This window comes from Streptomyces sp. NPDC042336, assembly GCF_055581985.1.
In genome coordinates this window covers 249,358-275,913 of sequence record NZ_JBVJEA010000010.1, presented here as the reverse complement: position 1 = coordinate 275,913, position 26,556 = coordinate 249,358, and the positions used below count along the sequence as shown (strand labels likewise).

30 protein-coding genes are annotated in these 26,556 nt (G+C 73.8%); 8 read left to right on the top strand and 22 right to left on the bottom strand.

What is annotated here, in order from left to right; translation table 11 throughout:
* Positions 1-12: 12 nt before the first annotated feature.
* The 14 genes from ACZ6IM_RS23020 to ACZ6IM_RS22955 form a co-directional block, all read right to left on the bottom strand.
* The gene (locus ACZ6IM_RS23020) at positions 13-1,197 is read right to left on the bottom strand and encodes an NAD(P)/FAD-dependent oxidoreductase (protein WP_052836552.1); all 1,185 of its coding nucleotides are present in this window, start codon (positions 1,195-1,197) and stop codon (positions 13-15) included.
* Between the two features lie 115 nt (positions 1,198-1,312).
* Positions 1,313-2,257, bottom strand: a complete 945-nt coding sequence (sigJ, locus tag ACZ6IM_RS23015) for an RNA polymerase sigma factor SigJ (RefSeq protein ID WP_052836553.1) — start codon at positions 2,255-2,257, stop codon at positions 1,313-1,315.
* 22 nt (positions 2,258-2,279) lie between these two features.
* Positions 2,280-2,957, bottom strand: coding sequence for a potassium-transporting ATPase subunit C (locus ACZ6IM_RS23010; protein WP_052836554.1), 678 nt, complete (start codon positions 2,955-2,957; stop codon positions 2,280-2,282).
* A gap of 5 nt (positions 2,958-2,962) precedes the next feature.
* Positions 2,963-5,095 (bottom strand): potassium-transporting ATPase subunit KdpB, encoded by a 2,133-nt coding sequence (kdpB, locus tag ACZ6IM_RS23005; protein ID WP_469558616.1) that lies wholly within the window; start codon positions 5,093-5,095, stop codon positions 2,963-2,965.
* A complete protein-coding gene (gene kdpA / locus ACZ6IM_RS23000) occupies positions 5,092-6,753 on the bottom strand; it encodes a potassium-transporting ATPase subunit KdpA (RefSeq protein WP_052836555.1) in 1,662 nt (553 codons plus the stop codon). The genes kdpB and kdpA overlap by 4 nt, the downstream gene beginning before the upstream one ends.
* Positions 6,754-6,760: 7 nt before the next feature.
* Positions 6,761-6,850, bottom strand: coding sequence for a K(+)-transporting ATPase subunit F (gene kdpF, locus ACZ6IM_RS22995; protein WP_037922167.1), 90 nt, complete (start codon positions 6,848-6,850; stop codon positions 6,761-6,763).
* Between the two features lie 89 nt (positions 6,851-6,939).
* Entirely contained in the window at positions 6,940-7,497 is a 558-nt protein-coding gene (locus tag ACZ6IM_RS22990) for a GtrA domain-containing protein (protein ID WP_469558611.1), read from the bottom strand.
* Positions 7,498-7,686: 189 nt separating this feature from the next.
* Positions 7,687-8,475, bottom strand: a complete 789-nt coding sequence (locus tag ACZ6IM_RS22985; RefSeq protein WP_052836556.1) for an ABC transporter permease — start codon at positions 8,473-8,475, stop codon at positions 7,687-7,689.
* Complete coding sequence (locus tag ACZ6IM_RS22980; RefSeq protein ID WP_052836557.1) at positions 8,472-9,467, bottom strand: ATP-binding cassette domain-containing protein; 996 nt, start codon at positions 9,465-9,467, stop codon at positions 8,472-8,474. Before ACZ6IM_RS22980 ends, ACZ6IM_RS22985 begins: the two co-directional genes overlap by 4 nt.
* Before the next feature lie 109 nt (positions 9,468-9,576).
* The gene (locus ACZ6IM_RS22975) at positions 9,577-10,419 is read right to left on the bottom strand and encodes a DUF4097 family beta strand repeat-containing protein (RefSeq protein ID WP_052836558.1); all 843 of its coding nucleotides are present in this window, start codon (positions 10,417-10,419) and stop codon (positions 9,577-9,579) included.
* 114 nt (positions 10,420-10,533) lie between these two features.
* Positions 10,534-11,055, bottom strand: a complete 522-nt coding sequence (locus ACZ6IM_RS22970) for a type II toxin-antitoxin system HicB family antitoxin (protein WP_052836559.1) — start codon at positions 11,053-11,055, stop codon at positions 10,534-10,536.
* 160 nt (positions 11,056-11,215) lie between these two features.
* Complete coding sequence (locus tag ACZ6IM_RS22965; RefSeq protein WP_052836560.1) at positions 11,216-11,839, bottom strand: carbonic anhydrase; 624 nt, start codon at positions 11,837-11,839, stop codon at positions 11,216-11,218.
* Positions 11,840-12,003: 164 nt separating this feature from the next.
* Positions 12,004-13,293, bottom strand: a complete 1,290-nt coding sequence (locus ACZ6IM_RS22960) for a phosphatase PAP2 family protein (RefSeq protein ID WP_052836561.1) — start codon at positions 13,291-13,293, stop codon at positions 12,004-12,006.
* Positions 13,294-13,371: 78 nt separating this feature from the next.
* Positions 13,372-13,992 (bottom strand): VOC family protein, encoded by a 621-nt coding sequence (locus tag ACZ6IM_RS22955; RefSeq protein ID WP_052836562.1) that lies wholly within the window; start codon positions 13,990-13,992, stop codon positions 13,372-13,374.
* A gap of 130 nt (positions 13,993-14,122) precedes the next feature.
* On the opposite strand from ACZ6IM_RS22955, the gene ACZ6IM_RS22950 reads away from it, so the two are divergent.
* A complete protein-coding gene (locus ACZ6IM_RS22950) occupies positions 14,123-14,707 on the top strand; it encodes a TerD family protein (protein ID WP_469558606.1) in 585 nt (194 codons plus the stop codon).
* A 69-nt stretch (positions 14,708-14,776) separates the two neighbouring features.
* On the opposite strand, the gene ACZ6IM_RS22945 is transcribed toward ACZ6IM_RS22950, so the two are convergent.
* A complete protein-coding gene (locus ACZ6IM_RS22945) occupies positions 14,777-15,508 on the bottom strand; it encodes a ferritin-like domain-containing protein (RefSeq protein WP_052836564.1) in 732 nt (243 codons plus the stop codon).
* A 369-nt stretch (positions 15,509-15,877) separates the two neighbouring features.
* Here ACZ6IM_RS22945 and ACZ6IM_RS22940 point away from each other — a divergent pair, with 369 nt between their 5' ends.
* The 3 genes from ACZ6IM_RS22940 (at position 15,878) to ACZ6IM_RS22930 (ending at position 18,381) form a co-directional block, all read left to right on the top strand.
* Positions 15,878-16,081, top strand: coding sequence for a cold-shock protein (locus ACZ6IM_RS22940; RefSeq protein ID WP_003975209.1), 204 nt, complete (start codon positions 15,878-15,880; stop codon positions 16,079-16,081).
* A gap of 274 nt (positions 16,082-16,355) precedes the next feature.
* On the top strand, positions 16,356-17,927 hold the full coding sequence (locus ACZ6IM_RS22935) for a DEAD/DEAH box helicase (RefSeq protein ID WP_052836565.1): 1,572 nt from the start codon (positions 16,356-16,358) through the stop codon (positions 17,925-17,927).
* A gap of 127 nt (positions 17,928-18,054) precedes the next feature.
* Complete coding sequence (locus tag ACZ6IM_RS22930) at positions 18,055-18,381, top strand: SCO5918 family protein (protein ID WP_052836566.1); 327 nt, start codon at positions 18,055-18,057, stop codon at positions 18,379-18,381.
* A gap of 2 nt (positions 18,382-18,383) precedes the next feature.
* On the opposite strand, the gene ACZ6IM_RS22925 is transcribed toward ACZ6IM_RS22930, so the two are convergent.
* The 5 genes from ACZ6IM_RS22925 to ACZ6IM_RS22905 are packed head-to-tail and all read right to left on the bottom strand — an operon-like array spanning position 18,384 to position 20,838.
* Positions 18,384-18,737 (bottom strand): DUF952 domain-containing protein, encoded by a 354-nt coding sequence (locus ACZ6IM_RS22925; protein ID WP_052836567.1) that lies wholly within the window; start codon positions 18,735-18,737, stop codon positions 18,384-18,386.
* Positions 18,737-19,294: a hypothetical protein gene (locus ACZ6IM_RS22920; RefSeq protein WP_469558601.1), complete on the bottom strand. Its 558-nt coding sequence runs from the start codon at positions 19,292-19,294 to the stop codon at positions 18,737-18,739. The genes ACZ6IM_RS22925 and ACZ6IM_RS22920 overlap by 1 nt, the downstream gene beginning before the upstream one ends.
* On the bottom strand, positions 19,278-19,769 hold the full coding sequence (locus ACZ6IM_RS22915) for an RNA polymerase sigma factor (protein ID WP_052836569.1): 492 nt from the start codon (positions 19,767-19,769) through the stop codon (positions 19,278-19,280). Before ACZ6IM_RS22915 ends, ACZ6IM_RS22920 begins: the two co-directional genes overlap by 17 nt.
* A 44-nt stretch (positions 19,770-19,813) precedes the next feature.
* Entirely contained in the window at positions 19,814-20,455 is a 642-nt protein-coding gene (locus tag ACZ6IM_RS22910) for a class F sortase (RefSeq protein WP_469558598.1), read from the bottom strand.
* Positions 20,452-20,838, bottom strand: coding sequence for a sortase-dependent protein (locus ACZ6IM_RS22905; RefSeq protein WP_469558595.1), 387 nt, complete (start codon positions 20,836-20,838; stop codon positions 20,452-20,454). The genes ACZ6IM_RS22910 and ACZ6IM_RS22905 overlap by 4 nt, the downstream gene beginning before the upstream one ends.
* A 220-nt stretch (positions 20,839-21,058) precedes the next feature.
* On the opposite strand from ACZ6IM_RS22905, the gene ACZ6IM_RS22900 reads away from it, so the two are divergent.
* Positions 21,059-22,063 carry an NAD-dependent epimerase/dehydratase family protein gene (locus ACZ6IM_RS22900; RefSeq protein WP_052836572.1) on the top strand — a complete coding sequence of 335 codons (1,005 nt, stop codon included), beginning with the start codon at positions 21,059-21,061 and terminating at the stop codon, positions 22,061-22,063.
* Between the two features lie 18 nt (positions 22,064-22,081).
* On the opposite strand, the gene ACZ6IM_RS22895 is transcribed toward ACZ6IM_RS22900, so the two are convergent.
* Both ACZ6IM_RS22895 and ACZ6IM_RS22890 read right to left on the bottom strand, forming a co-directional pair.
* Positions 22,082-23,194 carry a sensor histidine kinase gene (locus tag ACZ6IM_RS22895; RefSeq protein ID WP_052836573.1) on the bottom strand — a complete coding sequence of 371 codons (1,113 nt, stop codon included), beginning with the start codon at positions 23,192-23,194 and terminating at the stop codon, positions 22,082-22,084.
* Positions 23,195-23,196: 2 nt separating this feature from the next.
* A complete protein-coding gene (locus tag ACZ6IM_RS22890; RefSeq protein WP_469558591.1) occupies positions 23,197-23,955 on the bottom strand; it encodes a response regulator transcription factor in 759 nt (252 codons plus the stop codon).
* Between the two features lie 396 nt (positions 23,956-24,351).
* On the opposite strand from ACZ6IM_RS22890, the gene ACZ6IM_RS22885 reads away from it, so the two are divergent.
* The 3 genes from ACZ6IM_RS22885 to ACZ6IM_RS22875 are packed head-to-tail and all read left to right on the top strand — an operon-like array spanning position 24,352 to position 26,491.
* Positions 24,352-25,074 (top strand): glycosyltransferase family 2 protein, encoded by a 723-nt coding sequence (locus tag ACZ6IM_RS22885; protein ID WP_052836575.1) that lies wholly within the window; start codon positions 24,352-24,354, stop codon positions 25,072-25,074.
* Complete coding sequence (locus ACZ6IM_RS22880; RefSeq protein WP_052836576.1) at positions 25,071-25,709, top strand: TIGR04282 family arsenosugar biosynthesis glycosyltransferase; 639 nt, start codon at positions 25,071-25,073, stop codon at positions 25,707-25,709. The genes ACZ6IM_RS22885 and ACZ6IM_RS22880 overlap by 4 nt, the downstream gene beginning before the upstream one ends.
* On the top strand, positions 25,706-26,491 hold the full coding sequence (locus ACZ6IM_RS22875) for a class I SAM-dependent methyltransferase (protein WP_052836577.1): 786 nt from the start codon (positions 25,706-25,708) through the stop codon (positions 26,489-26,491). Before ACZ6IM_RS22880 ends, ACZ6IM_RS22875 begins: the two co-directional genes overlap by 4 nt.
* The last annotated feature ends 65 nt before the right edge of the window (positions 26,492-26,556 follow it).

The window sequence follows — 26,556 nt, the reverse complement described above, 5'->3', positions numbered from 1 at the left end:
CACGGCGGCCGCTCATACGGTCGGGGCCGGCTCCGGGGCGGGGGCCGTGACCGGACGGCGCCGGGTCGGGATGCCGAGGGTCGGGTTGGCGACGCCCCAGGCCGCGGACTTGCAGACCAACTCCTTGTAGACGGCGGCGAGCCGTCCGGTCAGGGCTCCGCGCACGGCACGGTCGTCGGCGGTCACGTACTGGATCAGGCCCTGGCCGCGGCCCAGGGAGATGCACTGGTTGAAGTAGCGCGGTGTCACCGTCGGCAGCTTCCCGCCGGTCAGCCGGGCGGCGATGGCGTCGGCGGCCTGCCAGGCGGTGGGGACGCCCGACGCGCAGGACATCCGCAGCGGCTTCCCGCCGGGGCCCGCCGCCAGCGCAGCGTCGCCGACGGCGTACACGTCCGGGTGGGACACCGAGCGCATGGTCGCGTCGACCACGATGCGGCCCGTGTCGGTGACGTCCAGCGTGGTGGCCTTCGCCAGGGGGTGCACGGCGAATCCGGTGGTCCACACCGTGACGTCGGCCGGGACGGCCGTGCCGTCGGCGGTGACGACGTGGTCCGCGGCCACGGCCGTGACGGCGGCGTTCTCGTACGCCGTGACGCCGAGGGCGGCGAAGACCTTCCGCAGGTGGCGGCGGCCCTTGGGGGAGAGCCAGTCGCCGAGGCCGCCGCTCGCCGTGAGCGACACCTCCAGGTCCGGGCGCGCCTCGGCGATCTCGGACGCGGCCTCCAGGCCGGTCAGCCCGCCGCCGACCACGACCACGGACCGCCCGGCCGCCAGCCCCGCAAGGCGTTCGCGCAGCCGCAGCGCTCCCGGACGGCCGGCGATCTCGTGGGCGTGCTCGGCGGCACCGGGGACGTCCTGCGGGTTCCAGGCACTGCCGAGGGCGTAGACGAGGGTGTCGTAGGCCAGTTCACCGGCGCCCTCCTGGTCGGTGACGGAGACGGTCTTCCGGTCGGCGTCCACGCCGGTGACCCGCGCGATCCGCACGTCGACCCCGGTGTTCGCGAACATCTCGTCGAGCGGCCGGGCCCTGAGTTCCTGGCCCACGGCGAGCTGGTGCATCCGGACCCGTTCGACGAAGTGGGGCTCGGCGTTGACCAGGGTGATGGCCGCGTCCTCGCGGCGCAGTCGCCTGGCAAGACGACCGGCGGCGACGGCTCCGGCGTATCCGGCGCCCAGAACGACGATGCGGTGCTGCATGGCGTGCTCCCTTGTCTCCGGCCGCTGAGGGCTCTCTCCAGCGGGACTCGCCCCTTGAACCGGGCAGGGCGCCGATTCCTGACAGGGGCGGGGAGTGACGTGCGCCACAGTCCGGTCAGAAGGCCTGGAGCAGGGGTTCCCCGTGATCGGTGGCCGTCCACCGGCGGGTGGCGCGTTCGAGCTTGTCGGGGTTGACCTGGTTGCGGAAGCCCGCGAGCCCCTCGGGCGTGACCTCCAGGCACATGATCCCGATGACCCGGCCGTGCACGACGGCCACGACGGCGGGGTCGCCGTTGGCGGTGGTGGCGTAGATCTCGGCGGGACCGCCGGTCAGCGCGCGCTTGGCCTTGCCGGGCTTGAACAGGCCGCGCAGGAAGGTCGCCACGGCGCGGGCGCCCTCGAACGCCTTGGCGCGGGCCGGGACCTTTCCGCCGCCGTCGCCGATCGACACGGCGTCCTGGGTGAGCAGCCGGACCAGCGGTTCGGTCCGGCCGCTGGTGGCCGCCGCGAGGAACTCGTCGATGATCCGCCGGGCCGCGGCCTCGTCGACCTCCGTACGGGCCCGGCCCTGTGCGACGTGCTTCCTGGCGCGATGCAGGATCTGCTGGCTGGCGTCCTCCGTGATGTCGAGGATCTCGGCGATCTCCCGGTGGGCGTACGCGAACGCCTCCCGCAGGACGTACACCGCGCGCTCGCTCGGTGACAGCCGCTCCAGCAGGGCGAGGACCGCGAAGGAGACCGACTCGCGCTGCTCGGCGGTCTCCGCCGGGCCGAGCATCGGGTCGCCGGCCAGCAGCGGCTCGGGCAGCCACTGGCCCACGTAGGTCTCCCGCCGGGCGCGGGCGGAGGTGAGCTGGTTGAGGCACAGGTTGGTGAGGACCTTGGTCAGCCAGGCCTCCGGGACCTCGACGCGCTCGACGTCGGCCGCCTGCCAGCGCAGGAACGTCTCCTGCACGGCGTCCTCCGCCTCGCTCGCGGAGCCGAGGAGGCGGTAGGCGATGGCCTCCAGACGGGGCCTGGAGGCCTCGAACCGTTCCACGTCGCCGACGGTCAGGGCCATGGCCCGGATTCTAGACCGCGCCTCAACGCCCGGCCTCCGGGGCCACCAGCTCCTTGAGCGCGATGTTCAGGGCGAGCACGTTGACCCGGGGTTCGCCGATGAAGCCGAGGGTGCGGGAGGTGGTGTGCTCGTCGACGAGCTTGCGGACCCGGTCTACGGGCAGGCCGTTGCGCTCGGCGACCCGGTGCACCTGGAGGCCGGCGTACCGCGGGGAGATGTCCGGGTCGAGGCCCGACCCGGAGGAGGTGACGGCGTCCGCGGGCACGTCCTCGGGCCGCACGGGGTGGCCGGGCACGGAGTTGTCCTTCACCACGGCGGCCTTGGCGTCCTTCACCCACTCGACGAGTTCCGGGTTGTCGGCGGAGCGGTTGGTGGCCCCGGACAGGATGAGGTCGTACTGGGTGTTGACGCTGTTGGTGCCGAGGCCGTTGGCGGGGCGGCCCTGGAACCACCTCAGGTCCGGCTCCGGGGTCTCCTGGCCGTCCTTCAGGGGGAGGTTGTACTGCTGGCCGATGAGGGTGGAGCCGACGACCTTGCCGTCGGCCCTGGTCTCGGAGCCGTTGGCCCTGCCGGGGAACAGCCCCTGGGCGACGCCGGTGACGACGAGCGGGTAGACGATGCCGGTGACCACGGTCAGGACGAGCAGGGCGCGCAGGCCCGCCGCGAGCAGCCGGGCGCCGTTGGTCAGGGAAGTGTTCATGTCGGTCAGCCGATCCCGGGGACGAGCGAGACGATCAGGTCGATGAGCTTGATGCCGATGAACGGGGCGATCAGGCCGCCCAGCCCGTAGACGGCGAGGTTGCGGCGCAGCAGCCGGTCGGCGCTCATGGGCCGGTAGCGCACGCCCTTCAGGGCGAGCGGGACCAGCACCACGATGATCAGCGCGTTGAAGATCACCGCGGACAGGATCGCGGAGGACGGGGAGGACAGGCCCATGATGTTGAGCTTGTCCAGGCCCGGGTGGACGGCCGCGAACAGGGCCGGGATGATCGCGAAGTACTTGGCGACGTCGTTGGCGATGGAGAACGTCGTGAGCGCCCCGCGCGTGATCAGCAACTGCTTGCCGATCTCGACGATCTCGATGAGCTTGGTCGGGTTGGAGTCGAGGTCGACCATGTTGCCGGCCTCCTTGGCGGCCGACGTGCCGGTGTTCATGGCCACGCCGACGTCCGCCTGGGCCAGCGCGGGGGCGTCGTTGGTGCCGTCGCCGGTCATCGCGACCAGCTTGCCGCCGGCCTGCTCGCGCTTGATCAGCGCCATCTTGTCCTCGGGCGTCGCCTCCGCGAGGAAGTCGTCGACGCCCGCCTCGTCGGCGATGGCCTTGGCCGTCAGCGGGTTGTCACCCGTGATCATGACGGTCTTGATGCCCATGCGGCGCAGTTCCCCGAACCGCTCGCGCATGCCCTGCTTGACGACGTCCTTGAGGTGGATCACCCCCAGGACGCGGGCGCCCCGTTCGTCCTCGACCGCGACCAGCAGCGGCGTACCGCCCGCCTCGGAGATGGCGTCGGTCAGCCGTTGCGCGTCCTCGGCGACCTCGCCGCCGCGCTCGCGCACCCACGCGGTCACCGAACCGGCCGCGCCCTTGCGGATCCGCCGGCCGTCCACGTCCACGCCGGACATGCGGGTCTGCGCGGTGAACGGTAGCCATACGGCGCCGGCCAGTTCGCCCTGGTGGCGGTGGCGCAGCCCGTACTCCTCCTTGGCCAGGACGACGACCGAGCGGCCCTCCGGTGTCTCGTCGGCGAGCGAGGAGAGCTGGGCGGCGTCGGCGACCTCGGCCGCGGTGGTGCCGCGCACCGGCACGAACCCGGCCGCCTGCCGGTTGCCGAGCGTGATCGTGCCGGTCTTGTCCAGCAGCAGCGTGGAGACGTCGCCGGCGGCCTCGACGGCGCGTCCCGACATGGCCAGCACGTTGCGCTGGACCAGGCGGTCCATGCCCGCGATGCCGATCGCGGAGAGGAGGGCGCCGATCGTGGTCGGGATGAGGCAGACCAGCAGCGCCACCAGCACGACCATCGTGAGTTCGGTGCCGGCGTAATCGGCGAACGGCGGGAGGGTGGCGCAGGCCAGCAGGAAGACGACGGTCAGCGAGGCCAGCAGGATGTTCAGCGCGATCTCGTTGGGCGTCTTCTGCCGGGCCGCTCCCTCGACCAGGCTGATCATCCGGTCGATGAAGGTCTCGCCGGGCTTCGTCGTGATCTTGATGACGACGCGGTCGGAGAGCACCTTCGTCCCGCCGGTGACGGCGGACCGGTCGCCGCCGGACTCGCGGATGACGGGCGCCGACTCCCCGGTGATCGCCGACTCGTCGACCGAGGCGACGCCCTCGACGACGTCGCCGTCGCCGGGGACGATGTCGCCGGCCTCGCAGACCACCAGGTCACCGACGCTCAGCCCGGTGCCGGGCACCCGCTCCTCGCGCCCGCCGACGAGACGGCGGGCGACGGTGTCGGTCTTGGCCTTGCGCAGGGTGTCGGCCTGGGCCTTGCCGCGGCCCTCGGCGACCGCCTCCGCCAGGTTGGCGAAGAGCACGGTGAGCCAGAGCCAGGCGCTGATGGTCCAGCCGAACCAGTCGCCGGGGTCCTTGACGGAGAAGGCGGTGGTCAGGACGGAGCCGACGAGGACGACGAACATGACGGGCGACTTCACCATCACCCGCGGGTCGAGCTTGCGGAAGGCGTCGGGCACTGACTTGACCAGTTGCTTCGGGTCGAAGAGGCCCGCGCCGACGCGGCCCTCCTCCCCCTGGTGCCCGGCGGGTGCGTCGCCGTGCGACGCCCGGTTCGGGGTGGCTGTGGACATGGAGTCCTCGTGCTTCTGCGTGTCGGTGGTCATGCCAGCCCCTCGGCGAGCGGGCCCAGGGCGAGGGCCGGGAAGTAGGTCAGACCGGTGATGATCAGGACGGCGCCCACCAGCAGCCCGGTGAACAGGGGCTTCTCGGTGCGCAAGGTGCCCGCGGTGGCCGGGACGGGCTTCTGCCCGGCGAGCGAGCCCGCCAGCGCCAGGACGAACACCATGGGCAGGAAACGGCCGAGCAGCATGGCCAGGCCCAGGGTGGTGTTGAACCACTGGGTGTCGGCGTTCAGGCCCGCGAAGGCGGAGCCGTTGTTGTTGGCGGCCGAGGTGTAGGCGTACAGGATCTCGGAGAAGCCGTGCGCCCCGCTGTTGGTCATCGAGTCGCCGGGGGTGGGCAGGGCCGTCGCCGCGGCGGTGAAGGTCAGGACCAGCGCCGGGGTGATCAGGATGTAGCAGGCCGCGAACTTGATCTCACGGCTGCCGATCTTCTTGCCGAGGTACTCCGGCGTGCGCCCGACCATGAGCCCCGCGATGAACACCGCGATGACCGCCATGACCAGCATGCCGTAGAGCCCGGAGCCCACACCGCCCGGCGCGATCTCGCCGAGCATCATGCCGAGCATCGTGATGCCGCCGCCGAGACCGGTGAAGGAGGAGTGGAAGGAGTCCACGGCGCCGGTCGAGGTGAGGGTGGTCGACACCGCGAAGATCGACGAGCCGCCGATGCCGAAGCGGACCTCCTTGCCCTCCATGGCGCCCCCGGCCGCCTGCAGTGCCGGGCCGTGGTGGGCGAACTCGGTCCACATCATCAGTGCGACGAATCCGACCCAGATGGTGGCCATCGTGCCGAGGATCGCGTAGCCCTGGCGCACCGAGCCGACCATGACGCCGAAGGTCCGGGTCAGGGCGACCGGGATCACCAGGATCAGGAAGATCTCGAACAGGTTGGTGAACGGCGTCGGGTTCTCGAAGGGATGGGCCGAGTTGGCGTTGAAGTAGCCGCCGCCGTTGGTGCCCAGCTCCTTGATGACCTCCTGGGAGGCGACCGCGCCGCCGTTCCACTGCTGCGGGCCGCCCGTGAACTGGCCGACCTCGTGGATGCCGGAGAAGTTCTGGATGACCCCGCAGGCCACCAGGATCACCGCGCCGACGACGGCGAGGGGCACCAGGACGCGGACGACACCGCGGACCAGGTCGGCCCAGAAGTTGCCCAGGTCACCGGTGCGGGACCGGGCGAAGCCGCGGACCAGGGCGACGGCCACGGCGATGCCGACGGCCGCCGAGACGAAGTTCTGCACGGCAAGACCGGCGGTCTGCACGACGTGGCCCATGGCCTGCTCGCCGTAGTACGACTGCCAGTTGGTGTTGGCCACGAAGGACGCGGCGGTGTTGAACGCCTGGTCCGGATCGATGGAGGCGAAGCCGAGCGAGCCGGGCAGGACGCCCTGGAGCCGCTGGAGCAGGTAGAGGAAGAGGACTCCGGCGAGGGAGAAGGCGAGGACGCCGCGCAGGTACGCGGGCCAGCGCATCTCCGTGTCCGGGTCGGCGCCGATGCCCTTGTAGATCCACTTCTCGACCCGCAGGTGCGTGGACGAGGAGTAGACCTTGGCCAGGTGGTTGCCGAGGGGGACGTAGGCGAGCGCCAGCGCGGCCACGAGCGCGAGCAGCTGGAGCACGCCGGCGAGGACGGGGCTCATGCGGTGCTCAGAACCTCTCCGGGTGGATCAGGGCGAGGACGAGATAACCGAGCAGGGCGACGGCCACGATCAGGCCGACGATGTTCTCCGCGGTCACAGCTTCGTCACCCCCTTGGCGACCAGGGCGACGAGCGCGAACACCGCGATCGTGGTGACGACGAAGGCCACGTCGGCCATCGCGAGCTCCTAGTGAGGTGCGGAAGAGAAGCTGACAAGGAGATGAGAGCCCCCTTCCGACCGGTTCCGGCCACCGTTGACGGCTTCCATACGGCGGCGTGAACGCCCTTGACACCTCTCTGACGACGGGGCCGACGGGACGCCCCCGGACCGCGTGAAGACGACGAGGCGCAGGATCACGAAGCGCGCGACACCGGTGAGTGCGGAGGCGGACAGATAGACGGCCTGTTCGAGCACCGCACCGGGCGTCGCCACCACCTGGTGCAGGGCGAGCATCGCCGCGGACGTCACCGCGTACGCGGCCCCCGCCGACCCGGCCGACTGGGCGTGCTGGTGCCAGGTCGTACGCCCGCCCGCGCCGAAGGTGAAGCGGGCGTGCAGCTCGGTGCCGAGGAGGGTGGACGCCGCGGTGACCAGGGCGTTGGCCAGGGCCCAGGGAATCCAGGAGGCGAGGCCGGCCACCGCGAAGCTGGAGGCGAGGCCCAGCCCGCCCCCGCAGAGCACGAAGCGGGCGAAGGCCGCGAGGGCGCCGGGCGTGGCCCGTCGGCTGCTCTGCGCTGTGTCCATGATCTGTCGGCCCCCTCCGTCGCGCCATCGATGGCACCACTATGGCACATCTTTGGCGTCATGGAGAGCCATTTTCGGCACCATCTGCGCCATCGCCCGGGGCAGCACCGAGGGCGGCGCCCCGACGAGATGTCGGGGCGCCGCCCTCGGGTGGAACGGGTCGCGGGTGCCACCCGCGGAGGCGGCCGCCTACTTGGCGTCGCGGTCGAAGACCGACTTCGACCAGAAGTAGCCGAGCGTGCACAGGGCCAGGCACCAGGCGAGGGCGAGCCAGCCGTTGTGGCCGATCTCCGTGCCGAGGAGCAGGCCGCGCAGGGTCTCGATGGCGGGGGTGAACGGCTGGTACTCGGCGATCGGCTGGAACCAGCCCGGCATGGCGTCGATCGGCACGAAGGTGCTGGAGATCAGCGGGAGGAAGATCAACGGCAGCGCGTTGTTGCCGGCGGCCTCCGCGTTCGGGCTGATCAGACCCATGCCGACCGCGATCCAGGTGAGCGCGGTGGCGAACAGGGCGACCAGGGCGAAGGCCGCGAGCCACTCCAGGACGGTGGCGTCGGTGGAGCGGAAGCCGATGGCCGCGGCGACGGCACCGACGAGGACCACGCTGATCACCGACTGGAGCACGCTGCCGATGACGTGCCCGGTGATCACCGAGCCGCGGTGGATGGGCATGGTGCGGAACCGGGCGACGATGCCCTCGGTCATGTCGGTGGAGACGGAGACGGCGGTGCCGATCGTGGTGCTGCCGATGGTCATCAGCACCAGCCCCGGCACCAGGTACGCGATGTAGGCGGACCGGTCGGCGCCGCCGCCGATGCCGGCGCTCATCGTGTCTCCGAAGATGTACACGAAGAGGAGCAGCAGCATGATCGGCGTGAGCAGGAGGTTGAGGGTGAGAGAGGGGTAGCGGCGGGCGTGCAGCAGGTTGCGGCGCAGCATGGTGGAGGAGTTGCGCGCGGCGAGGGTGAGGCTGCTCATCGGACCGTCTCCTTGGTCGAGTCGGAGCGGGCGGGAACGCCGGCGCCGCCGGTGAGGGCGAAGAAGACGTCGTCGAGGTCGGGGGTGTGCACGGTCAGCCCGTCGGCCTCGACGCCCGCGCCGTCGAGGCGGTCGAGGACGGACCGCAGGGCGCGCTGGCTGCCGTCGCTGGGGATCCGGAGGGTGAGGGAGTCGTCGTCGCCGGTGCCGTCGGACAGTGCCGTGGCGGCGTCGCGGTAGGCGTCGGGGTCGGTGAAGCGGAGCCGGACGTGCCCGCCCGGGACGAGCCGCTTGAGTTCCTCGGCGGTGCCTTCGGCGGCGATCCGCCCGTCGTGCAGCACGGCGATGCGGTCGGCGAGTTCGTCGGCCTCCGTCAGGTACTGGGTGGTGAGGAAGACGGTGACGCCGCCGGTGACGAGTTCGCGGATGATCTGCCACATGTTGTGGCGGGAGCGGGGGTCGAGGCCGGTGGTGGGCTCGTCGAGGAAGATGACCCGGGGGCTGCCGACCAGGGTCATGGCGATGTCGAGGCGGCGCTTCATGCCGCCGGAGTAGGTGGAGGCGGGCTTCTTCGCGGCCTCGGTGAGGCCGAAGCGTTCCAGCAGGTCGGCGGCGATCCGCTTGCCCTCGCGCCGGGGGATCAGGTGCAGGTCCGCCATGAGGAGCATGTTCTCCTCGCCGGTGATCAGACCGTCCACGGCCGAGAACTGCCCGGTGACACCGATGGCGCCGCGCACGGCCTGCGGGGCGGTGGCGAGGTCGTGGCCCGCCACCCGGACCTCTCCGCCGTCGGCGCAGACGAGGGTGGAGAGGATCTGGACCGTGGTGGTCTTGCCGGCGCCGTTCGGTCCGAGCAGCGCGAACACGGACCCGGCCGGGATGCGCAGGTCGATGCCGTCGAGGACGGTCTTGTCGCCGTACGACTTGCGCAGACCCACAGCGGAGACGGCGGCGGACGCCTGCGGACCGGCTCCTGAGCTGGTCGTGGGCATGACAGATGAAGGCATGGAGCCCTCCCGTTCGAGGGGTGACGGATCAGAGGCGGCAGAGGGACGACAAGAGGGGGACGGGTGTGAGGTGCCCGGTGGGAAGGGCGAGCGCTCAGCCCTTGGCGCGGCGGACGTCGATGTTGCCGTAGCGGGTGCGGGCGTGGACCTTCACGGTCTCCTCGGTCGCGGCGGGGCCGCCGGACGCGGTGAGGGTGTTGCGCACCTGCCCGCCGCTGGACTGGGCGTCGAGCCAGGCGGCCGTGCCCTCGCGGACGCCGACCTGGATGGCACCGTAGGAGGTCTCCAGCCGGATCTCGCCGCGGGCCACCTCGTCCACCCGCAGGGTGCCGTGGGCGGTGGTGGCGGTGAGCGAGGCCTCGGCGCGGGTGACGTTGATGTCGCCGTTGGCGTTCTTCACCCGCAGGTCGCCGAGTGCGACGCCCACGGTGGTGGAGCCGTGCGAGTTCTTCAGTACCGCGGGACCGTCGATGACGCCGACGCGCACGCTGCCGGAGCTGGTGGTGATCTCGGCCGAGCCCTCGACCCGGTCCACGGTGACCGAGCCGTGGGAGGCGTTGAGCTGGAGCGGCCCGGTCGTGTCCAGGCGGACGTCACCGCCCGGGGTCTTCACCCGGACCTCGCCGAGCCGGCCCTCGCCGAGGACCTGGGCCCAGGAGCCGTCCATGTCGACCCGCGAGCCGGCGGGCAGTTCCACCGTCACGTCGACGGTGCCGGTGGGGCCGATCAGGCGGCGCTCCTTCGTACTGATCGTCAGGACGCCGCTCGCGTAGGAGACCTCGGTCTGCTCGGCGGCCCGTACGTCCTTGTCGCGCTGGGGGTCGCCGGGTCGCACCTCGACGACCGTGTCGAGCCGGTCGCCCGCGCTGAACCGGATGGAACCGGCGCCCACGTGGGCGGTCACCGCGATGGGTCCGGGAGTGTCGAAAGAAGGCATGGCTGTACCGTCCTCGTGAGTCCGTGGGGTGTCCCCGCTGGTGGGACATGGCGTGAGCGCTGTGCTGTGCTTGGTTCTCCGGGCCCGGTGCGGGCCGGGGGCGAGTGCGGGTGGCTAGCGCACCCAGCCGGTGAAGCTCTGCCCGACGGTGCGCGCCCGCTCCGGCGCGGGTGGGGCGCCGCCGCCGTCGACGGCGGCCGACACGGCCCGCACCAGCCAGGCGTTGACCGACAGTCCCTCGCGGCTCGCGGCCTCCTCGGCCCGCGTCTTGAGGTGGGCCGGCAGCCGCAGGTTGACCCGGGCGGTGCCGCCCTCGTCACCTTCGGCGGGTGCCGGTGCCGGCGCCTTGAACGTCTCGACCGGCGCGACGTGCTCCGCGGCGCCGGTGTCGGCGGGCGGCAGCGTCACCACGAAGTCGGGTTCGAGCCCGCGCAGCCGTACGTCGACCGAACCGGGGGCCAGTTCGCGGGTGATCTCGTCCATCGCGGCGGAGAGCACGTTGAGCATGGTCAGCCGGGTCGCCGAGTCCAGCGGAGCGATGAGCCGCTCGGCCAGCTCACGGGATTCCCGGCCACCGGCTTCGGCGGCCACCGCGAGTTCCCGGCGGAGTGTGTCGACGTACGGGGTGAGGTCCATGACGCCATGATGGCACCACGATGGCGTCATACGCAAGCCGTACTGGCGCCACAATCGCGTGGCACCGAAGGACAGCCCTCCGACCTGCGGAAACGCCGCCCAAATGAGTGGTGCCGCCGCGATGCCACCAGTGACATCGCGGCGGCACCAGTGAGGTCGGCTACTCCGGGAGCCCGTGGGCCGCCACGCGCTTCACCGTTCCGCCGGCCAGGCGGTAGGACAGGCCGACGACCGCGCACCGGCCGGCGGCCACCTCGGCCGCCAGCAGCGCCGAGCGCCCCACCAGCCCGTCGACGCTCCGGCGGATGTGCTCGTCCACGAACTCGTCGATCTCCGTGCGCCCCAGGGCGCGCGCCGCGAGCACGCTCGGGATCACCCGCTCCACCACGTCCCCGAGGTAACCGGCCGGCGCCGTGCCGCCGTGCACGGTCTCGGCGGCCGCGGTGACCGCGCCGCAGGAGTCGTGCCCGAGCACCACCACGAGCGGTGCGCCCAGCACGTCGACGCCGTACTCGACACTGCCCAGCACCTCCGCGCCCGCCACATGGCCGGCCGTCCGCACCACGAACAGGTCGCCCAGCCCCCGGTCGAAGATGATCTCGGCCGCGAGCCGCGAGTCCGAGCAGCCGAAGAGCACCGCGAACGGATGCTGACGCGGGGCCAGCTCCGACCGGCGGTCGGCGTCCTGGTTGGGGTGCAGGCGGTCACCGCTCACGAAGCGGGCGTTGCCCTGGAGCAGCGCCGCGTAGGCCTCGGCGGGGGAGGAAGGGGTCAGATCAGGCATGGGTGCACGGTACCGGCCGGGTGACCGGGTGACCGGGTGCCTCGGCGCCACGCCGGTGGCGGTCCCGGCGCGGGCGGCTGTCCGGCCCTCGGGTCCGGAGCCCGCGGCATCCGACGAGATGCGAACTCCCGCGATCGGCCGACGGGCGGGGCCGGGCCGGTCGCTCAGGCCGCCTCCAGTTGCGGTTCCGGCCGCGCCGGCGGCGTCACGGTCGCCGGTTCCCAGCCCTTCGCGGTCCGTACGTAGCCGTGGATCACCGAGGCCATCGCCAGCAGCAGGAGCGGCCCGAAGACCCACGGGTGCCGGGCCATCTCCAGCGACAGGTAGCGCGTCGACACCAGGATCGCGGTGAACACCAGCGCCCCGTGGGCGACCAGCAGGCTGCCCGACCGGTCCCAGCCGCGGTCCAGGGCGCGCAGCCCCGCCTCGACCGTGACCGCGAAGACCACGCCGGCGACGAGGTCGATGGCGTAGTGGTAGCCGAACCCCAGCGTCGCGGTGAGCGTGGCGACCAGCCAGAAGGTCCCTGCCCAGCGAAGGGCGCGCGGGCCCTTGCGGGAGTGGATGAAGATCACGGTGGCCCACGCCGTGTGCAGGCTGGGCATGCAGTTGCGGGGGGTGACCCCGTCGTACGTGAACGGGTGCGGCGGGCCGATCGGCGGGAGCGTGTGCGGCCACAGGTCGGCGATGGCCCACTCCGCGCCGCCGGTGCCGAAGGCGCCGGTGCCGTAGGCGAAGACCGGCCCGACCACCGGGAAGACCATGTAGATGCCCGGCCCGAGCAGACCGATCAGCAGGAAGGTGCGGACCAGGTGGTGGCGCGGGAACCGGCGCTCGGCACCCACCTTGCGCAGTTGGTACAGCGCGACCACGACCGCGGCCACCGCGAGCTGGACGTAGACCCAGTCCAGTATGTGCTCACCGACCGGGCCCGTGGCCTGGACGGCGCGTCCCACCAGCCACGACGGGTTCCCCAGCGCGTGGTCGGCGGTCGCCACGTACGGGTCGAGCACGTCCGGACGCGTCTTCGACGTGATCAGCAGCCAGGCGTCGCCCGTCTTGCGCCCGGCCACCAGCAGGAGACCGAGCCCGACGCCCTTCAGCAGCAGGATCCGCTCGGGTCCGGTGCGTCGCGTCACGGCGACTGCCCCGCAGCCCAGGACCACCCACAGCGCGCCGTTGCCGAAGGAGTGGCTGCCGGACGCGGTGGCGTCCGCTGCCCACCGCACCAGCGCGACGGCGAGGTCGATGCCGACCGCGACGGCCGCCGCGGCGAACCGCTGCCGCCAGGTCAGGACCACCATGGTCAGCGCCAGACCGGCGTAGAGCAGGGGCCCCGAGGCGGGGGCGAACACCAGCTCCTTGGCCTGGTTGGTCATCGGCCCCGGCAGCCCGTAGCGGCGCGCGGCGATCTCCAGGGCTATGAGGAACGCGAGGGTCGCCGCACCCGCCACGGCCCAGAGTCCCGCCCGCGTCCCGCCCCTGGGTATTCGCGGAGTTTCCCGTGATGACATGCACAGGAAACTAGCCCATCAGTGTCGGAGTTCCGGCTGCCAGGTGAAGCCGTCCGGGTCGTCGAACGGGCGGGTGCCGCCGGAGACGACGAGACGGTGCGAGCCGGTGCCCTCGGCGGACACGCCCGCGACCTTGGCGAGGGCCCGGCGCTTGTAGAGGGAGAGCTTGACGGCGCCCGGGCCGGTGGCGAACTCGACGTACTTCCCGCCGAAGCTCTTGCCCACGGTCAGGCCCTGCTCCACGTAGAACCGCTTGGTGGCCTTGACGTCCTCGACGCCCAGGAGGAGCACGATCTCGTCGACGTCGCGGGTGACCGGGGCGGTGTCCTTCTTCGCCGAGGTCGCGATCTGCCAGACCGTGCCGTCCGGCGCCTGGACGACCCCGCCGTAGCCCCACAGCGACTTCGCGGCGGGCTTGAGGACGGTGGCGCCGGCGTCGACGGCGGCGGTGAACAGCGCGTCGACGTTGCCGGGCTGAGCCACCACGAGCGACAGCGTGAAGCCGCGGAACCCGCTCGTCGGGGAGGCGGAGGCGCGGACCCGCACCCGCGATCCGTCGAGTCCGAAGGCGTCGGCGTAGAAGCGGGCGGCGGCCTCGGTGTCGGCCACCTCGAGGGTGACGGAGTCGATGGAGTTCATGTCCTCGACGGTATGGGCGGCCGGGCCCGCGGTGCTTCTCGAAAACTGACCGGCCGCCCCGCCCTGCCGAAACGTTCCGGCGCCAGGCAGACTCTGCGGCACAGGCACGACCCACGGAGGATGACCACACATGATCACGCTCACCAAGGAAGGCGGCCCCGCCGACCTGGACGGAGTGACCCACCTGTCCATCGGCGTCTCCTGGGACCCCACGGCCGGCAGCAGCGGCGGAGTGCTCGGCAAGCTGCGGCGCAAGACCGGCACCGACCTCGACCTGATCGCCGTCGCCCTCCAGGGCGGGGACCCGGTACGGCTCGCCGGCCTCGACTCGCTCGACCCGATGGGCAACGGCTCGCTGCTGCACAGCGGCGACAACCAGACCGGCCACGGGGACGGGGACGACGAGACGGTGACCGTCGAGTTCGCGCGGCTCCCGAGCGCCATCACGTCGATCGTCTTCGTCGCCGCCGCGTACAAGAAGGGGAGCTCCTTCCAGAAGGCGCGCAACATCAGCTTCAAGGTCTACGACGCCACCGGCGGCAGCACGGAGCAGGTCGCCGACATCTGGCCCAGCCTGCTGAGCCAGGACAACGGATGCGCCGTGGCCAAGGCGGTACGGGCCGGGGGCAGCTGGAAGCTGGAGGTCGTCAACGAGACGGGCAAGATCAAGCAGGGCGACGAGCACGCCCTGATGCGCTTCGCCGTCAGCAAGTAGTACGGCCTGACGGCGGACGCCCGCCCCCGCCGCCGGAGCCGAGCCCCACACACCGCCGGTACCGGGTCCTCACGCGCCGCCGGCCCACGCGTCCGGTCGCGGGGCCAGCACGGCGCGGACCACCTCGGCGGACGAGGCCGTCACGTCGGCCGCGAAACGGCGCCGCCCGACGCCGAGCCGGCGCAGCCCCGCGCCGTGGTCGGCGACGACGACCAGGGTGGCCGCGAGGAGGAGCAGCCGCCACAGGGCCATCACGGGGCGGCGTGTCACGGCGGGGAGTTCGGCCAGCGAGTCGTGCAGCCGCTCGCAGTGGAAGGGGACGTGGCGCCGTTCGTCGGCCAGGATCCGGCCCGCCACCTCCGACGTCAGCGCGTCGTCGGTGCCGTCCCGCAGGGCGCGGTAGTAGCGCAGCGCCACGACCTCGGCGATCATCAGCACCAGCAGTTCCGTGCGCAGGCCCAGCAGCCGCCGCAGCCGCACGAAGGCGGTGTCGCTCCAGTGGCCGCTCAGCGTCGGCCGGCCGCCGGCCTCCAGCAGCCGGGCGAGGAGCCGGGCGTGGTTCTGCTCCTCGGCGACGAACAGCCGCACCGCCCGCGCGTAGTCGGCGTCGCCCGCCTCGTCCGCCTTGGCGACGAGGTTCGCCCCGTCACCGTCCTCGCCGACCTGGAAGCGCTGGATGCCGGCCCACACCGCCCGGTGCAGTACGGCGCCGCGCGCCCAGTCCGGATCGCCCTGCGCCGCTCTGCGCTCACGCTCGTCCTCGAACCGCCGTGTCCACTTGGCGAACCCGTCCGCAGCCACCGCGCCGCCCCTCTCCGGGACACGGCCGCCGTGTCCTGGAAGGGGACGACGCAGCCGGACGCCGAACCGTTCCTCCCCCGGCCCGGCCACCCGTACGGACGTGTCCTTTGTCTCGATACGGGGGTGTCGGCGGTGGGTCCCTGGGCGACATCCGCCTGGGCGCCGGGAGAAGTCGGCCGGCGTGCCGGGAATATTCCCCGGGCGACCGATCGGGCCAAGATTATCCCCGGCACCCGGCCGATCACGGCGTGCTACTGTCGAGGGAAGTTGCAGTTGTGGTTGCCTGAAGGTTTTTTCCGACGGGGTGATCATCGCGGCGACCGGAGTGCACACAGGGTGGACTCCGAGCACCGTACCGAAGGAGAAAACATGGCTTCCGGCACCGTGAAGTGGTTCAACGCCGAAAAGGGCTTCGGCTTCATCGAGCAGGACGGCGGCGGCCCCGACGTCTTCGCCCACTACTCGAACATCAACGCGCAGGGCTTCCGCGAGCTGCTCGAGGGTCAGAAGGTGACCTTCGACATCGCGCAGGGCCAGAAGGGCCCGACGGCCGAGAACATCACCCCGGCCTGACGCTCACGCATACTCCGCAGCTGGGGCCCGCACCTTGGGGTGCGGGCCCCAGCTCGCCGCGTTTCCGGGCGCACAGCGCCCCGTCCCGCCGCGCGGGGCACCGACTGCGTCCCGCGCGTTCGCGTCACCCGCGTTCTCCGCAATTCATCAATTCTCCCGGTCCACTCGGCGCACCACGCCGAAATCGACCGGGTCGGCTCGTTCTTGCGATTCCCTGCGCCGCTCGTCCGCTGCGGGTCTCCCTTGATACGTGCCGTATCAAGGAAGGTTCCCCATGAACCGCACACGCACCAACGACCGCCGACGCTCCACCGAAGGCCCCCGTCGCTCCCGTTCGGCCGGCCGCCCCCAGAACTCCGGCCGCCGTCCGGCGGCCGCCCCCCAGGGCGGCGAGTTCGCGCTGCCGAAGACGGTCACCCCGGCGCTGCCCGCCGTCGAGACCTTCGCCGAACTCGACCTGCCGCCCCGCATGCTGGCCGCCCTCGGCGACCAGGGCGTGAGCGTGCCGTTCCCGATCCAGGCGGCGACCCTGCCGAACTCCCTGGCCGGACGGGACGTGCTCGGCCGCGGCCGCACCGGTTCGGGCAAGACGCTCGCCTTTGGTCTCGCCCTGCTGGCCCGCACCGCGGGCAAGCGCGCCGAGCCGCGGCGTCCGCTCGCCCTCGTCCTCGTCCCCACCCGTGAGCTGGCCCAGCAGGTCACCGACGCGCTCAGCCCGTACGCCCGCGCCGCGGGCCTCAGGTCGGCCACCGTGGTCGGCGGCATGTCGATCGGCCGGCAGGCCGGGGCACTGCGCTCCGGCGCCGAGGTCGTCGTCGCGACGCCCGGACGGCTCAAGGACCTCATCGACCGCGGCGACTGCGCCCTGGGCGACGTCACCATCACGGTGCTGGACGAGGCCGACCAGATGACCGACATGGGCTTCATGCCGCAGGTCACCGCCCTGCTCGACCAGGTCGCGCCGGACGGGCAGCGGATGCTGTTCTCGGCCACCCTCGACCGCAACGTCGACCGGCTGGTCCGCCGCTACCTGACGGACCCGGTGGTCCACTCCGTCGACCCGTCGGCCGGTGCCGTCACCACGATGGAGCACCACGTCCTGCACGTGCAGGACGAGGACAAGCAGCGCGCGACCGTCGAGATCGCGGCGCGCGAGGGCCGGGTCATCATGTTCCTGGACACCAAGCACCGGGTGGACCGGCTGGTGAAGCAGCTGCTGAAGAGCGGGGTGCGCGCCGCCGGACTGCACGGCGGCAAGTCCCAGCCGCAGCGCACCCGGACCCTCGCCCAGTTCAAGGACGGGCAGGTGACGGCGCTGGTGGCGACCAACGTCGCGGCCCGCGGCATCCACGTCGACAACCTCGACCTGGTCGTCAACGTCGACCCGCCCGGCGACCACAAGGACTACCTGCACCGTGGCGGCCGTACGGCCCGGGCCGGCGAGTCCGGCAGCGTCGTCACCCTGGTGACGCCGGACCAGCGGCGCGAGATGACCCGGCTGATGGCCTCGGCCGGCATCACCCCGCTGGTCACCCCGATCCGCTCGGGCGAGGCGGAGCTGGCCCGCATCACCGGTGCGCAGGCCCCCTCCGGTGTCCCCGTCGTCATCGCCGCACCGGTCGTGGAGCGCCCCCGGCGTGCCGCCTCCGGCGCGGGGTCCTCGTCCCGCGGCCGTCGCAGCCGTCCCTCGCAGGGGCGCGGCGGCGGCCAGGGTGCCGGCACCGCGCAGCCGCGCACCGGCCAGGGCCGCGCCGGCCAGGGGCGGCCCACCGGTGAGTCCCCGCGCCGCAGGCCGCGCCGCCAGTCCACGGGCGGCTCCGCCGGTTCGACCGGCTCGGCGGCCTAGGCCCGCTCGGGCGCCCCGGACAGCACCGGAGCGCCCTGACCACTCTGGAACACTCTGGAACACCCCTGGGACGCCCCGCCCCGGGACCGCCCGGACCCACCCGCTCCATCCCCCTTTTGGAGGCATCATGCGCTGTGTCATCGCCCGGTACCCGTTCGACCTCACCAAGGGCGGGGTGCTGGACTCGATGAAGGGCATCACGCCCGAGCCGGTCACCGGTGAGTCGGTCACCATCGGCCGCCGTCGCTACCCCGTCAAGCAGGTGGGCGAGGTCATCACCCGGCAGGACCGGCGCGACTTCTCCGGCGGCGAGGTGACCCGGGCCATGGCCCGCCTCGGCTTCACCTGCCACCCGGCCCCCGGCGTCGAACCCGCGCCGTCGGCGCCCGTCGCCACGCCGGTCGAGACGGCGTCCGCGCTGCTCGGCGGCGCCATCGTCCCCCAGGAGCACTGAGGTCAGGACAGTCCCGCGGCCCGGCCCCCGTCGTCCCAGCGGACCTCCAGCACGCGCTGGACGGCCGCACGGTCGAGGGGGCCGAACACGTGCGGGAAGAGTGTGCCCTCGGCGACGCCCGGCGGCGGTGCCGGGTCGGCCGCCTCCCACCGGCACCTCGCGGTGAGCCGGTCCTCGTCGACGAGCAGTGCCACCAGCGGCCGGGGAGCGCCGCGGTAGAAGGCGTTGACGACGGCGAGCGTGGTCTCCTCGTCGGGCGAGCAGTGGACGAACCCGTCCTCGGCGAGGGAGGCGGGCGCGTACGGCCGCCCCGGCTCGGCGTTCCACTCGGCGAGCGGCACCACGTGATAGATCATCACCCTGTTGTAGCAGCCGTACCGTCCACGGTCGCCGGGCCGTCCTGCTCCGCGGGGTCGTGCACCGAGGGCGTGGGCACCACGGTGCCGGGCGCGCCCGACGGTACCTGCCGCACCGGCGGGTCGCTCGGCTCGGGCGACGGCTGTGCGGCCGACGGCTCGGACGGCGACGGCGTGGCGGCGGACGTGGCGGGGGCCTCCGTCGGCAGCGCGGGGCCGGGACCGGGCGCCCGCGTGGAGTCGCTCGGCGGGGCCGGGCTCGGCGACGCCTCCGGCGCGGGGGCGGCCGGGGCGGGGGCCATGGGCGGCGCCGGGCGCGCGGGCTGGGCGGGGGCCGCCCAGTGCAGCGGCAGCGCGATCAGCGCGGCGGCGGCAGCGGTCGCGGCGGCACCGGCGGCGGCGCGCAGCAGGCGCCGGCGGGACGCGGCGCGGCGGACCGCCTCGTAACGGCCCGGCGGCGCGCCCAGGAGATCGGCGCCCGGACGCAGGACGACCAGCAGCGGATCGTCGTGGTCGAATCCGGGCTCGTCCATCTCGTCCTCAAGACGTGTGGTCAAGGCTTCTCCTCAGATGGACGCGGAGCAGTTCGCGGGCCGCGTGCAGGTCGGCCTTGACGGTCCCCTCCTTGCGTCCGGTCAGCGCGGACACCTCCCGGATCGGCATGTCGGCGTAGTAGTGGAGCAGGATCGGCACGCGCAGTCGCTCCGGCAGGGACTGTACGAGCAGCCGCACCGAGGGGTCGGCCTGTTCGGGGTGCGGGCGCACGGCGACCTCCGCGGTGACCCGGCGCACCGCCCGGCGCTCGCGCTCCAGCTTGCGCCAGTGGTCGCGCACGAGGTTGGCGGCGGTGACGTAGAGGAAGCCGCGGGGCTCCTCCACGGACGTCCAGCGGGCCCAGAGCCGGGTGAACGCCTCCGAGGCGATCTCGTGGGCGGTCTCGTCGTCGTCGACGAGCCGACGGCACCAGCCGGCGAGGCGCGGATACAGGGCGGCGAACAGTTCGGACGCCGCCCTGTCACGGGACCGTTTCAACGCTCTCCATGGTCGTGAGGGTGTGCGGTGCGCACCAGGGCCGGTCAGGCGGACGGGCCCCGGGCGCCCCTGGTGGCGCTCAGTCCGGCGAAGACGATCACGTTGTCCCGGTACTCCTCGCCGTCGCGCGGGCCGCCGCAGGTGATGAGCCGCAGCTCAGGCCCGGCCACGTCGCCGTAGACGTCGTGCGTGGGGAAGTCGGCCTTGGCCACCGTCCGTACGGCCGTGACCGTGAACTCGGCGGCGGTGCCGTTCGCCAGGCGGGCCTCGATCCGGTCGCCGCGGTGCAGCCGCGCGAGGTGGCGGAAGACCCCGTCGCCGTACCGGCCGACCGTGACATGGCCGAGGAGGACCGAAGGACCCGCCTGACCCGGGGTCGGCGAGTGCCGGTACCAGCCGGCGCGGTCGTCGTCCGCGACGGGCGGCACCTCCACCGTGCCGTCCGAGGCCAGCCCGAGGCCCATCACCGGGGTGTCGACGCCGATGGCGGGGATGCGCAGCCCCACCGGCACCGAACGCGCCAGGGGCCGCACCGGCTTCGCGGGGGCCCGCTCGGGCGGTGCCGCCGGGGTCGTCGCGGGCGCCGGGCGGGCGGGGGCGGCGTCGCCGTCCCCCTGACCGCCGCAGCCCGCCAGCAGCGCGGCCAGCGCGGCGGCGGCGAGGGCGCGGCCGGGGCGCGGGATCATGCGCCGGTCGCCGCCGCCCGTCGGCGGCGGACGACGAACAGGACCGCGCCGCCCGCGAGGAGCACCCCGCCGGTGCTCGCGCCGACCGCGGTCCCGTCGGTCCCGGCCGGGTCGGAGGGCGCCGCCACCCCGGTGTCGGCCGCGCCCTCGGGTACGACGGAGACCTGGCCGTCGGCGGGCGCGGGGGCCGGTGCCTGGGTCGGCTCGGCCGGGACGCTGACGGAGGGCGCGGGGGTTGCCTCGCTCGGTCCGGTGCCGGGGCTCGGGGTGCTGGCGGCGGGTGCGGAGGGGACCGGGGAGGGGTCGTCGGCGAATGCGGGCGCGGTGCCCGCCAGTACGGCGGTGCAGGCCAGGGCCACGGCGGTGAGGATCGTTCGGCGCATCGGGTCGCTCTCTCTCGTCGTCGGCGCGTCCACGCGTCGGCGCGTCGGCACACCGCGGGTGGTGATGCGGGTCGGACGGAGAGACGAGGCGGGGACCGGGCAGGTTGTAAAGGAATGGCAAAGTCACCTTCGGCGGCCGTGCCTCCCCGCCCCTTACGAACCCGTGACGTGCCGGCCGGCCGGCCCGTTCCGGCGCTCCCGCGGGCCTAGCGTGTCGCCCATGCGCGTACTGGTCACCGGCAGCGCCGGTTTCATCGGGTCCCACGTCGTCGAGGCCCTGCGGGAGCACGGGCACGAGCCCGTCGGCTACGACCTCCGCGAGGACCCCGGCGCCGACGTGCGCGATCCGGCGGCCCTCGCCCGGGCGCTGGCCGGTGCGGACGCCGTGTGCCACCAGGCGGCGATGGTCGGCCTCGGCAACGGGTTCGCCGACGCGGCGGAGTACGTCTCCCGTAACGACCTCGGCACCGCCGTACTGCTCACCGCGATGGCCGGTGCGGGCGTCCGGCGGCTGGTGCTCGCCGGGTCGATGGTCGTGTACGGGGAGGGCCGGTACGCGTGCCCCCGGCACGGGGTGGTGCGGCCGGGGCCGCGCGCCGTCGCCGATCTGGACGCGGGCCGGTTCGAGCCCGTGTGCCCGCAGTGCGGCGCGGACCTGGCCCCCGGACTGGTCGGCGAGGACGCCCCGGCCGACCCGCGCAACGTGTACGCCACGACCAAGCTGGCCCAGGAGCACCTGGCCGCCGCCTGGGCCCGGACGACCGGCGCGACGGCGGTGTCGCTGCGGTACCACAACGTGTACGGCCCCCGGATGCCCCGCGACACCCCGTACGCCGGTGTCGCCTCCTTCTTCCGCTCCGCGCTGGCCCGCGGTGAGGCCCCGCGCGTCTTCGAGGACGGCCGCCAGCGCCGGGACTTCGTGCACGTGCGGGACGTGGCCGCGGCGAACGTGGCGGCGCTGGAGGCCGCCGGGCCGCCGGAGGGTGCGCTCGGCGTCTACAACACCGGCAGCGGTGAGCCGCACACGGTGGGCGAGATGGCCACCGCGCTGGCCGCCGCCCACGGCGGACCCGAGCCCGTCGTCACCGGCGAGTACCGGCTGGGCGACGTCCGCCACATCACCGCCGACTCCACCCGGCTGCGCACCGACCTGGGCTGGCGGCCCCGGGTGGGGTTCGCCGAGGGCATGCGGGAGTTCGCGCGGGCGGGCCTGCGGGGGGAGTGACCCGCCCCCCCCCGGGGCTCAGGCCTCCGCCAGCGGCAGGGTCACCTCGAAGCGGCAGCCGCCGGGGATGTTGCGGACCGTGGCCCGGCCGCGGTGGGCCTCGACGATGCCGCGGACGATGGCGAGGCCCAGACCCGCCCCGGCGGGGGGCGTACGGGCGTGGGAGCCGCGCCAGCCGGTGTCGAACACCCGCGGCAGGTCCTCCTCGGGGATGCCGCCGCAGCCGTCGGTCACGGAGACCACCACGCCGTCGCCGGACCGCTCGGCGGCGACCGCGACCGTGCCGTCGGCCGGGGTGCGGCGGATCGCGTTGACCAGCAGGTTGCCCAGGACCCGGCTCATCTCCTTGCCGTCCACCTCGACCGGTACGGCCGCCACCGCGTCGCCGACGAGCCGTACGCCGTGCCGGCGCGCGAGCGGGTCCGCGCCCGCGAGGGCGTCACCGACCAGGTCGTAGAGCGAGATCCGGGCCGGGGCGAGGACGAGCGTGCCGGCGTGGATGCGGGAGAGTTCGAAGAGGTCGCCGACCATGTCGTTGAGGCGTTCCACCTCGGCCCGGATCTGCCGCAGATAGCGGTCGGGGTCGGCGGCGACCCCGTCCTCCAGCGCCTCGGACATGGCGCGCAGCCCGGCCAGCGGGGTGCGCAGGTCGTGCGAGATCCAGGCGACCAGCTCGCGCCGGGAGGTCTCCAGGGCCCGCTCCCGCTCCCGGGACTGCGCGAGCCGGGCGCTGGTGGCCGCCAGTTCGCGGCTGAGCGCGTCCAGTTCGGCGGTCGCCGGGGTGGTGGGGGCCGCGTAGTCCCCGTCGTCGCCGAACGAGCGTGCCGCCGCCGCCAGTTCACGACTGCGGGCGACCACCCAGCGGCCCAGCAGTAGCGCCGTGGCCAGGGAGACGACGGCGGCCATCGCCACGACGGTCGTGACGACCGACAGGTCGTGCGGGGACAGGAACATCGCCCAGGCGACGGCCAGCGTGCCGGCGAGCATCGCGAGGACGGCGACCGCCGCCACCACGGCGAGCGACGCGGTCAGCGAGCGCCGCCGGATCAGCCGCAGCACGCCCGCGCCCACCAGGCCGGTGGCGGCGGCGCCCGCGAAGGCGTAGAGGGCGATGAGGAGGGTGGCGTGCACGGTCAGTCCGCCTCCCGGCCGGCCGGGTCGAAGCGGTAGCCCACGCCCCACACCGTCTGGATCAGCCGGGGGCGGGCCGGATCGTCCTCGACCTTGCCGCGCAGCCGCCGGACGTGGACGGTCACGGTGGACAGGTCGCCGAAGTCCCAGCCCCACACCTCGCGCATCAGCTCCTCCCGGGCGAACGCCCGCCCGGGGTTGCGCAGGAAGAAGACGAGGAGATCGAACTCGCGGAGGGTGAGGGCCAGTTCGGTGCCGTCCTTGGTGGCCCTGCGGGCGGCCGGGTCGGCGGTGAGACCGGCCGCGGACGGCGGGCGCGGCGCCGGGGCCGGTACCGGCCGGGTGCGGCGCAGGACGGACTCCACCCGCAGCACCAGTTCCCGCGGGCTGAACGGCTTGGTGACGTAGTCGTCGGCGCCGACCTCCAGACCGAGGACGCGGTCGTCCTCCTCGCCCCGGGCGGTCAGCATGATGACCGGCACCGGCCCCTGGGCGCGCAGCCGTCGGCACACCTCCAGGCCGTCCATGCCGGGCAGCATCAGGTCGAGCACCACCAGGTCGGGACGGTGCGCGGCGGCCCGGCCCAGCGCGCCCGGACCGTCACCGGCCCGGTCGACCCGATAACCGGCACGCACCAGATACCCGGCCACGACCTCCGCAACGGTGGGGTCGTCGTCCACGACGAGCACCCGTGCGGCGCCACCCCCTGATCCACCCTCGGCAACGGCCTCACCCCCGGAGACGGCCCCGGCCCCCGCCACGGGGACGCCCTCGGGTCCGGTCCCAGACCCCGCCGCAGGAACCGCGGCAGATCCACCCCCGGAGACGACCTCAGGCCCACCCGCAGGAGCCGTCCCGGAGACGGCCTCGGACCCAACGTCAGGGGCGCCCCCGGAGACGACCGCGGGCCCAGTCCCAGGAACGGCCCCGGTTTCGGCCGGAGGCCCGCCCGGGGCCAGGACCGGTGCCTCGCCCGCGGCCAGGACCGGAGGCCCGCCCGGGGCCGGGGGCGGTGGGGTGGGCTGGTGGGGGTGCTGGTGCATGGGGTCAGCGTCGCATCGGGGGGCCGTCGGCGTCCCCCGCGCGGGCGGCCGGGCTGCCGACGTCCGTGTTTCGTAAGGACTGGAAGCCCGATTCGTCCGGTTCCGGTTCGTAGGGTGAACGCCGTGACCACCTCGCCCGCTCCGGACGTCGACGTCGTACTCCCCTGCCTGAACGAGGCCGGGGCCCTCCCCTGGGTCCTGGCCCGCGTGCCGGCCGGCTGGCGTGCGCTCGTCGTCGACAACGGCTCCACCGACGGCTCGGCGGACCTCGCCCGCTCGCTCGGCGCCACGGTCGTGACCGAGCCGCGCCGCGGTTTCGGCGCCGCCTGCCACGCCGGGCTGACCGCCGCGACCGCCGACATCGTCTGCTTCTGCGACTGCGACGCCTCCCTCGACCCGGGCCTGCTGGCACCGTTCGTACGGGAGATCCGCGCCGGCACCTCCGACCTCGTGCTCGGCCGTCGGCGACCGCGGGCCAGGGGCGCCTGGCCCGTCCACGCCCGCGCCGGCAACCTCGCCCTGGCCCGGATGCTGCGCCGCCGCACCGGCCTGCGGCTGCACGACCTCGGCCCGCTGCGCGCCGCCCGCCGCGAGCCGCTGCTCGGCCTCGGCCTCACCGACCGGCGCAGCGGCTACCCGCTGCAGATGGTGGTGCGGGCCGCCGACGCGGGCTGGCGGATCGCCGAGCACGACGTCCCGTACCTGCCCCGCACCGGCGCCTCGAAGGTGACCGGAACCTGGCGCGGCACCTGGCACGCGGTACGGGACATGCGCCGCGTCCTCGCCGAGCCGCCGGCCGTCCGTGCGGGGAACGGCGAGAGGAGCGTCACCCGGTGACCGCCACGACCACCCTCCTCGTCATCGCCAAGCAACCGCGTCCCGGCCGGGTCAAGACCCGCCTCACCCCGCCCTTCACCCCCGCCGAGGCGGCCGCGCTGGCCGAGGCGGCCCTCGCCGACACCCTGGGCGCCGTGGCCGCGACGCCCGCGCGCCGCCGGGTCCTGGTGCTCGACGGCGACCCCGGCCCCTGGCTGCCGCCCGGCTTCGACGTCGTACCGCAGGGCGCGGGCGGTCTCGACGCGCGCCTCGCGGACGCGTTCGCCGGGTGCGCGGGGCCCGCCCTGCTGATCGGGATGGACACCCCGCAGGTGGCGCCGGACCTGCTCGACGTGGACTTCGGCGACTGCGACGCGTACTTCGGCCCGGCGGAGGACGGCGGCTTCTGGGCCCTGGGCCTGGCCCGGCCGGAGCCCGCGCTGCTGCGCGGCGTGCCCATGTCGACGCCGGTCACGGGAGCCGTGCAGCGCGAGCGGCTTCTGACGGCGGGACTGCGGGTGCGCGACCTGCCACGCCTGCGCGACGTCGACACCGCCGCCGACGCCCACGCCGTCGCCGCCCTGGCCCCGGGCGGCCGGTTCGCCGCGCGGCTGGCGGCCTGCGCACCGGCCGCGGACCGGCGGGCGAGTCGGTGAAGGCGGCCACGCGCCCCGGCCCCGCCCGGAAGGCCCCCGCCCCCGCCTGGGACGCCTCCGACCCCTACGCCGCCGCCCTGCGGTCGGGACACGGGCCGCTGTTCCTGCGCCGCGCCGACGGCTGGCTGCTGCCGCTGGAGGTGGAGCGCTGGTGCGCCCGGGCCGACACGGTCGACCTGGAGGTGCTGGACCGCTGCGAGGGCGCCGTGCTCGACGTGGGCTGCGGACCCGGCCGCCTGGTGGCCGAACTCGCCGCCCGGGGCCGCACCGTCCTCGGCATCGACGTCAGCGAGGCCGCCGTGGCCCGCACCGTACGGCTCGGCGGGCAGTGCCTGCGGCGCTCCGTGTTCGAGCCGCTGCCCGGCGAGGGCCGCTGGGACACCGTCCTCCTCATGGACGGCAACGTCGGCATCGGCGGCGACCCCCGCGCCCTGCTGGCCCGCGTCGCCGCCCTGCTGGCACCCGGCGGCCTGCTGATCGCCGAGACGGCTCCGGTCGACGTCGACGAACGCACCCACGTCCAGCTCGTCGGCGTCACCGACACCCACACCGCCGGCAGCCCCTTCCCCTGGGCGCGGATCGGCACCCGGGCCCTGCTGCGCCGCGCGGGTGCCGCCGGCTGGCGGACCGCCGGTCAATGGACGTCGGGCGGGCGCCGCTTCGTCGCGCTGCGCAGCAGCCGCCCGGCGAGCAGCACCGCCGAACCGCCGAACAGCACCGCCGTGATCAGCAGCCAGCGGGTGAGGAAGCCGTCCGCCGACAGTCCGGTGACCCCCGCGTAGCTCGCGTCGACCCGGCCGCCGATCAGCGGGAACCACACCAGCAGGAGCAGCCCGGAGCAGGCCGC

Excerpts from the sequence above, each read along its gene's own strand:
- ACZ6IM_RS23020 (WP_052836552.1), bottom strand. The coding sequence starts at position 1,197 with ATGCAGCACCGCATCGTCGTTCTGGGCGCCGGATACGCCGGAGCCGTC.
- sigJ (WP_052836553.1), bottom strand. The coding sequence starts at position 2,257 with ATGGCCCTGACCGTCGGCGACGTGGAACGGTTCGAGGCCTCCAGGCCC.
- ACZ6IM_RS23010 (WP_052836554.1), bottom strand. The coding sequence starts at position 2,957 with ATGAACACTTCCCTGACCAACGGCGCCCGGCTGCTCGCGGCGGGCCTG.
- kdpB (WP_469558616.1), bottom strand. The coding sequence starts at position 5,095 with ATGACCACCGACACGCAGAAGCACGAGGACTCCATGTCCACAGCCACC.
- kdpA (WP_052836555.1), bottom strand. The coding sequence starts at position 6,753 with ATGAGCCCCGTCCTCGCCGGCGTGCTCCAGCTGCTCGCGCTCGTGGCC.
- ACZ6IM_RS22990 (WP_469558611.1), bottom strand. The coding sequence starts at position 7,497 with ATGGACACAGCGCAGAGCAGCCGACGGGCCACGCCCGGCGCCCTCGCG.
- ACZ6IM_RS22985 (WP_052836556.1), bottom strand. The coding sequence starts at position 8,475 with ATGAGCAGCCTCACCCTCGCCGCGCGCAACTCCTCCACCATGCTGCGC.
- ACZ6IM_RS22980 (WP_052836557.1), bottom strand. The coding sequence starts at position 9,467 with ATGCCCACGACCAGCTCAGGAGCCGGTCCGCAGGCGTCCGCCGCCGTC.
- ACZ6IM_RS22975 (WP_052836558.1), bottom strand. The coding sequence starts at position 10,419 with ATGCCTTCTTTCGACACTCCCGGACCCATCGCGGTGACCGCCCACGTG.
- ACZ6IM_RS22970 (WP_052836559.1), bottom strand. The coding sequence starts at position 11,055 with ATGGACCTCACCCCGTACGTCGACACACTCCGCCGGGAACTCGCGGTG.
- ACZ6IM_RS22965 (WP_052836560.1), bottom strand. The coding sequence starts at position 11,839 with ATGCCTGATCTGACCCCTTCCTCCCCCGCCGAGGCCTACGCGGCGCTG.
- ACZ6IM_RS22955 (WP_052836562.1), bottom strand. The coding sequence starts at position 13,992 with ATGAACTCCATCGACTCCGTCACCCTCGAGGTGGCCGACACCGAGGCC.
- ACZ6IM_RS22950 (WP_469558606.1), top strand. The coding sequence starts at position 14,123 with ATGATCACGCTCACCAAGGAAGGCGGCCCCGCCGACCTGGACGGAGTG.
- ACZ6IM_RS22940 (WP_003975209.1), top strand. The coding sequence starts at position 15,878 with ATGGCTTCCGGCACCGTGAAGTGGTTCAACGCCGAAAAGGGCTTCGGC.
- ACZ6IM_RS22935 (WP_052836565.1), top strand. The coding sequence starts at position 16,356 with ATGAACCGCACACGCACCAACGACCGCCGACGCTCCACCGAAGGCCCC.
- ACZ6IM_RS22930 (WP_052836566.1), top strand. The coding sequence starts at position 18,055 with ATGCGCTGTGTCATCGCCCGGTACCCGTTCGACCTCACCAAGGGCGGG.
- ACZ6IM_RS22925 (WP_052836567.1), bottom strand. The coding sequence starts at position 18,737 with ATGATCTATCACGTGGTGCCGCTCGCCGAGTGGAACGCCGAGCCGGGG.
- ACZ6IM_RS22910 (WP_469558598.1), bottom strand. The coding sequence starts at position 20,455 with ATGATCCCGCGCCCCGGCCGCGCCCTCGCCGCCGCCGCGCTGGCCGCG.
- ACZ6IM_RS22905 (WP_469558595.1), bottom strand. The coding sequence starts at position 20,838 with ATGCGCCGAACGATCCTCACCGCCGTGGCCCTGGCCTGCACCGCCGTA.
- ACZ6IM_RS22900 (WP_052836572.1), top strand. The coding sequence starts at position 21,059 with ATGCGCGTACTGGTCACCGGCAGCGCCGGTTTCATCGGGTCCCACGTC.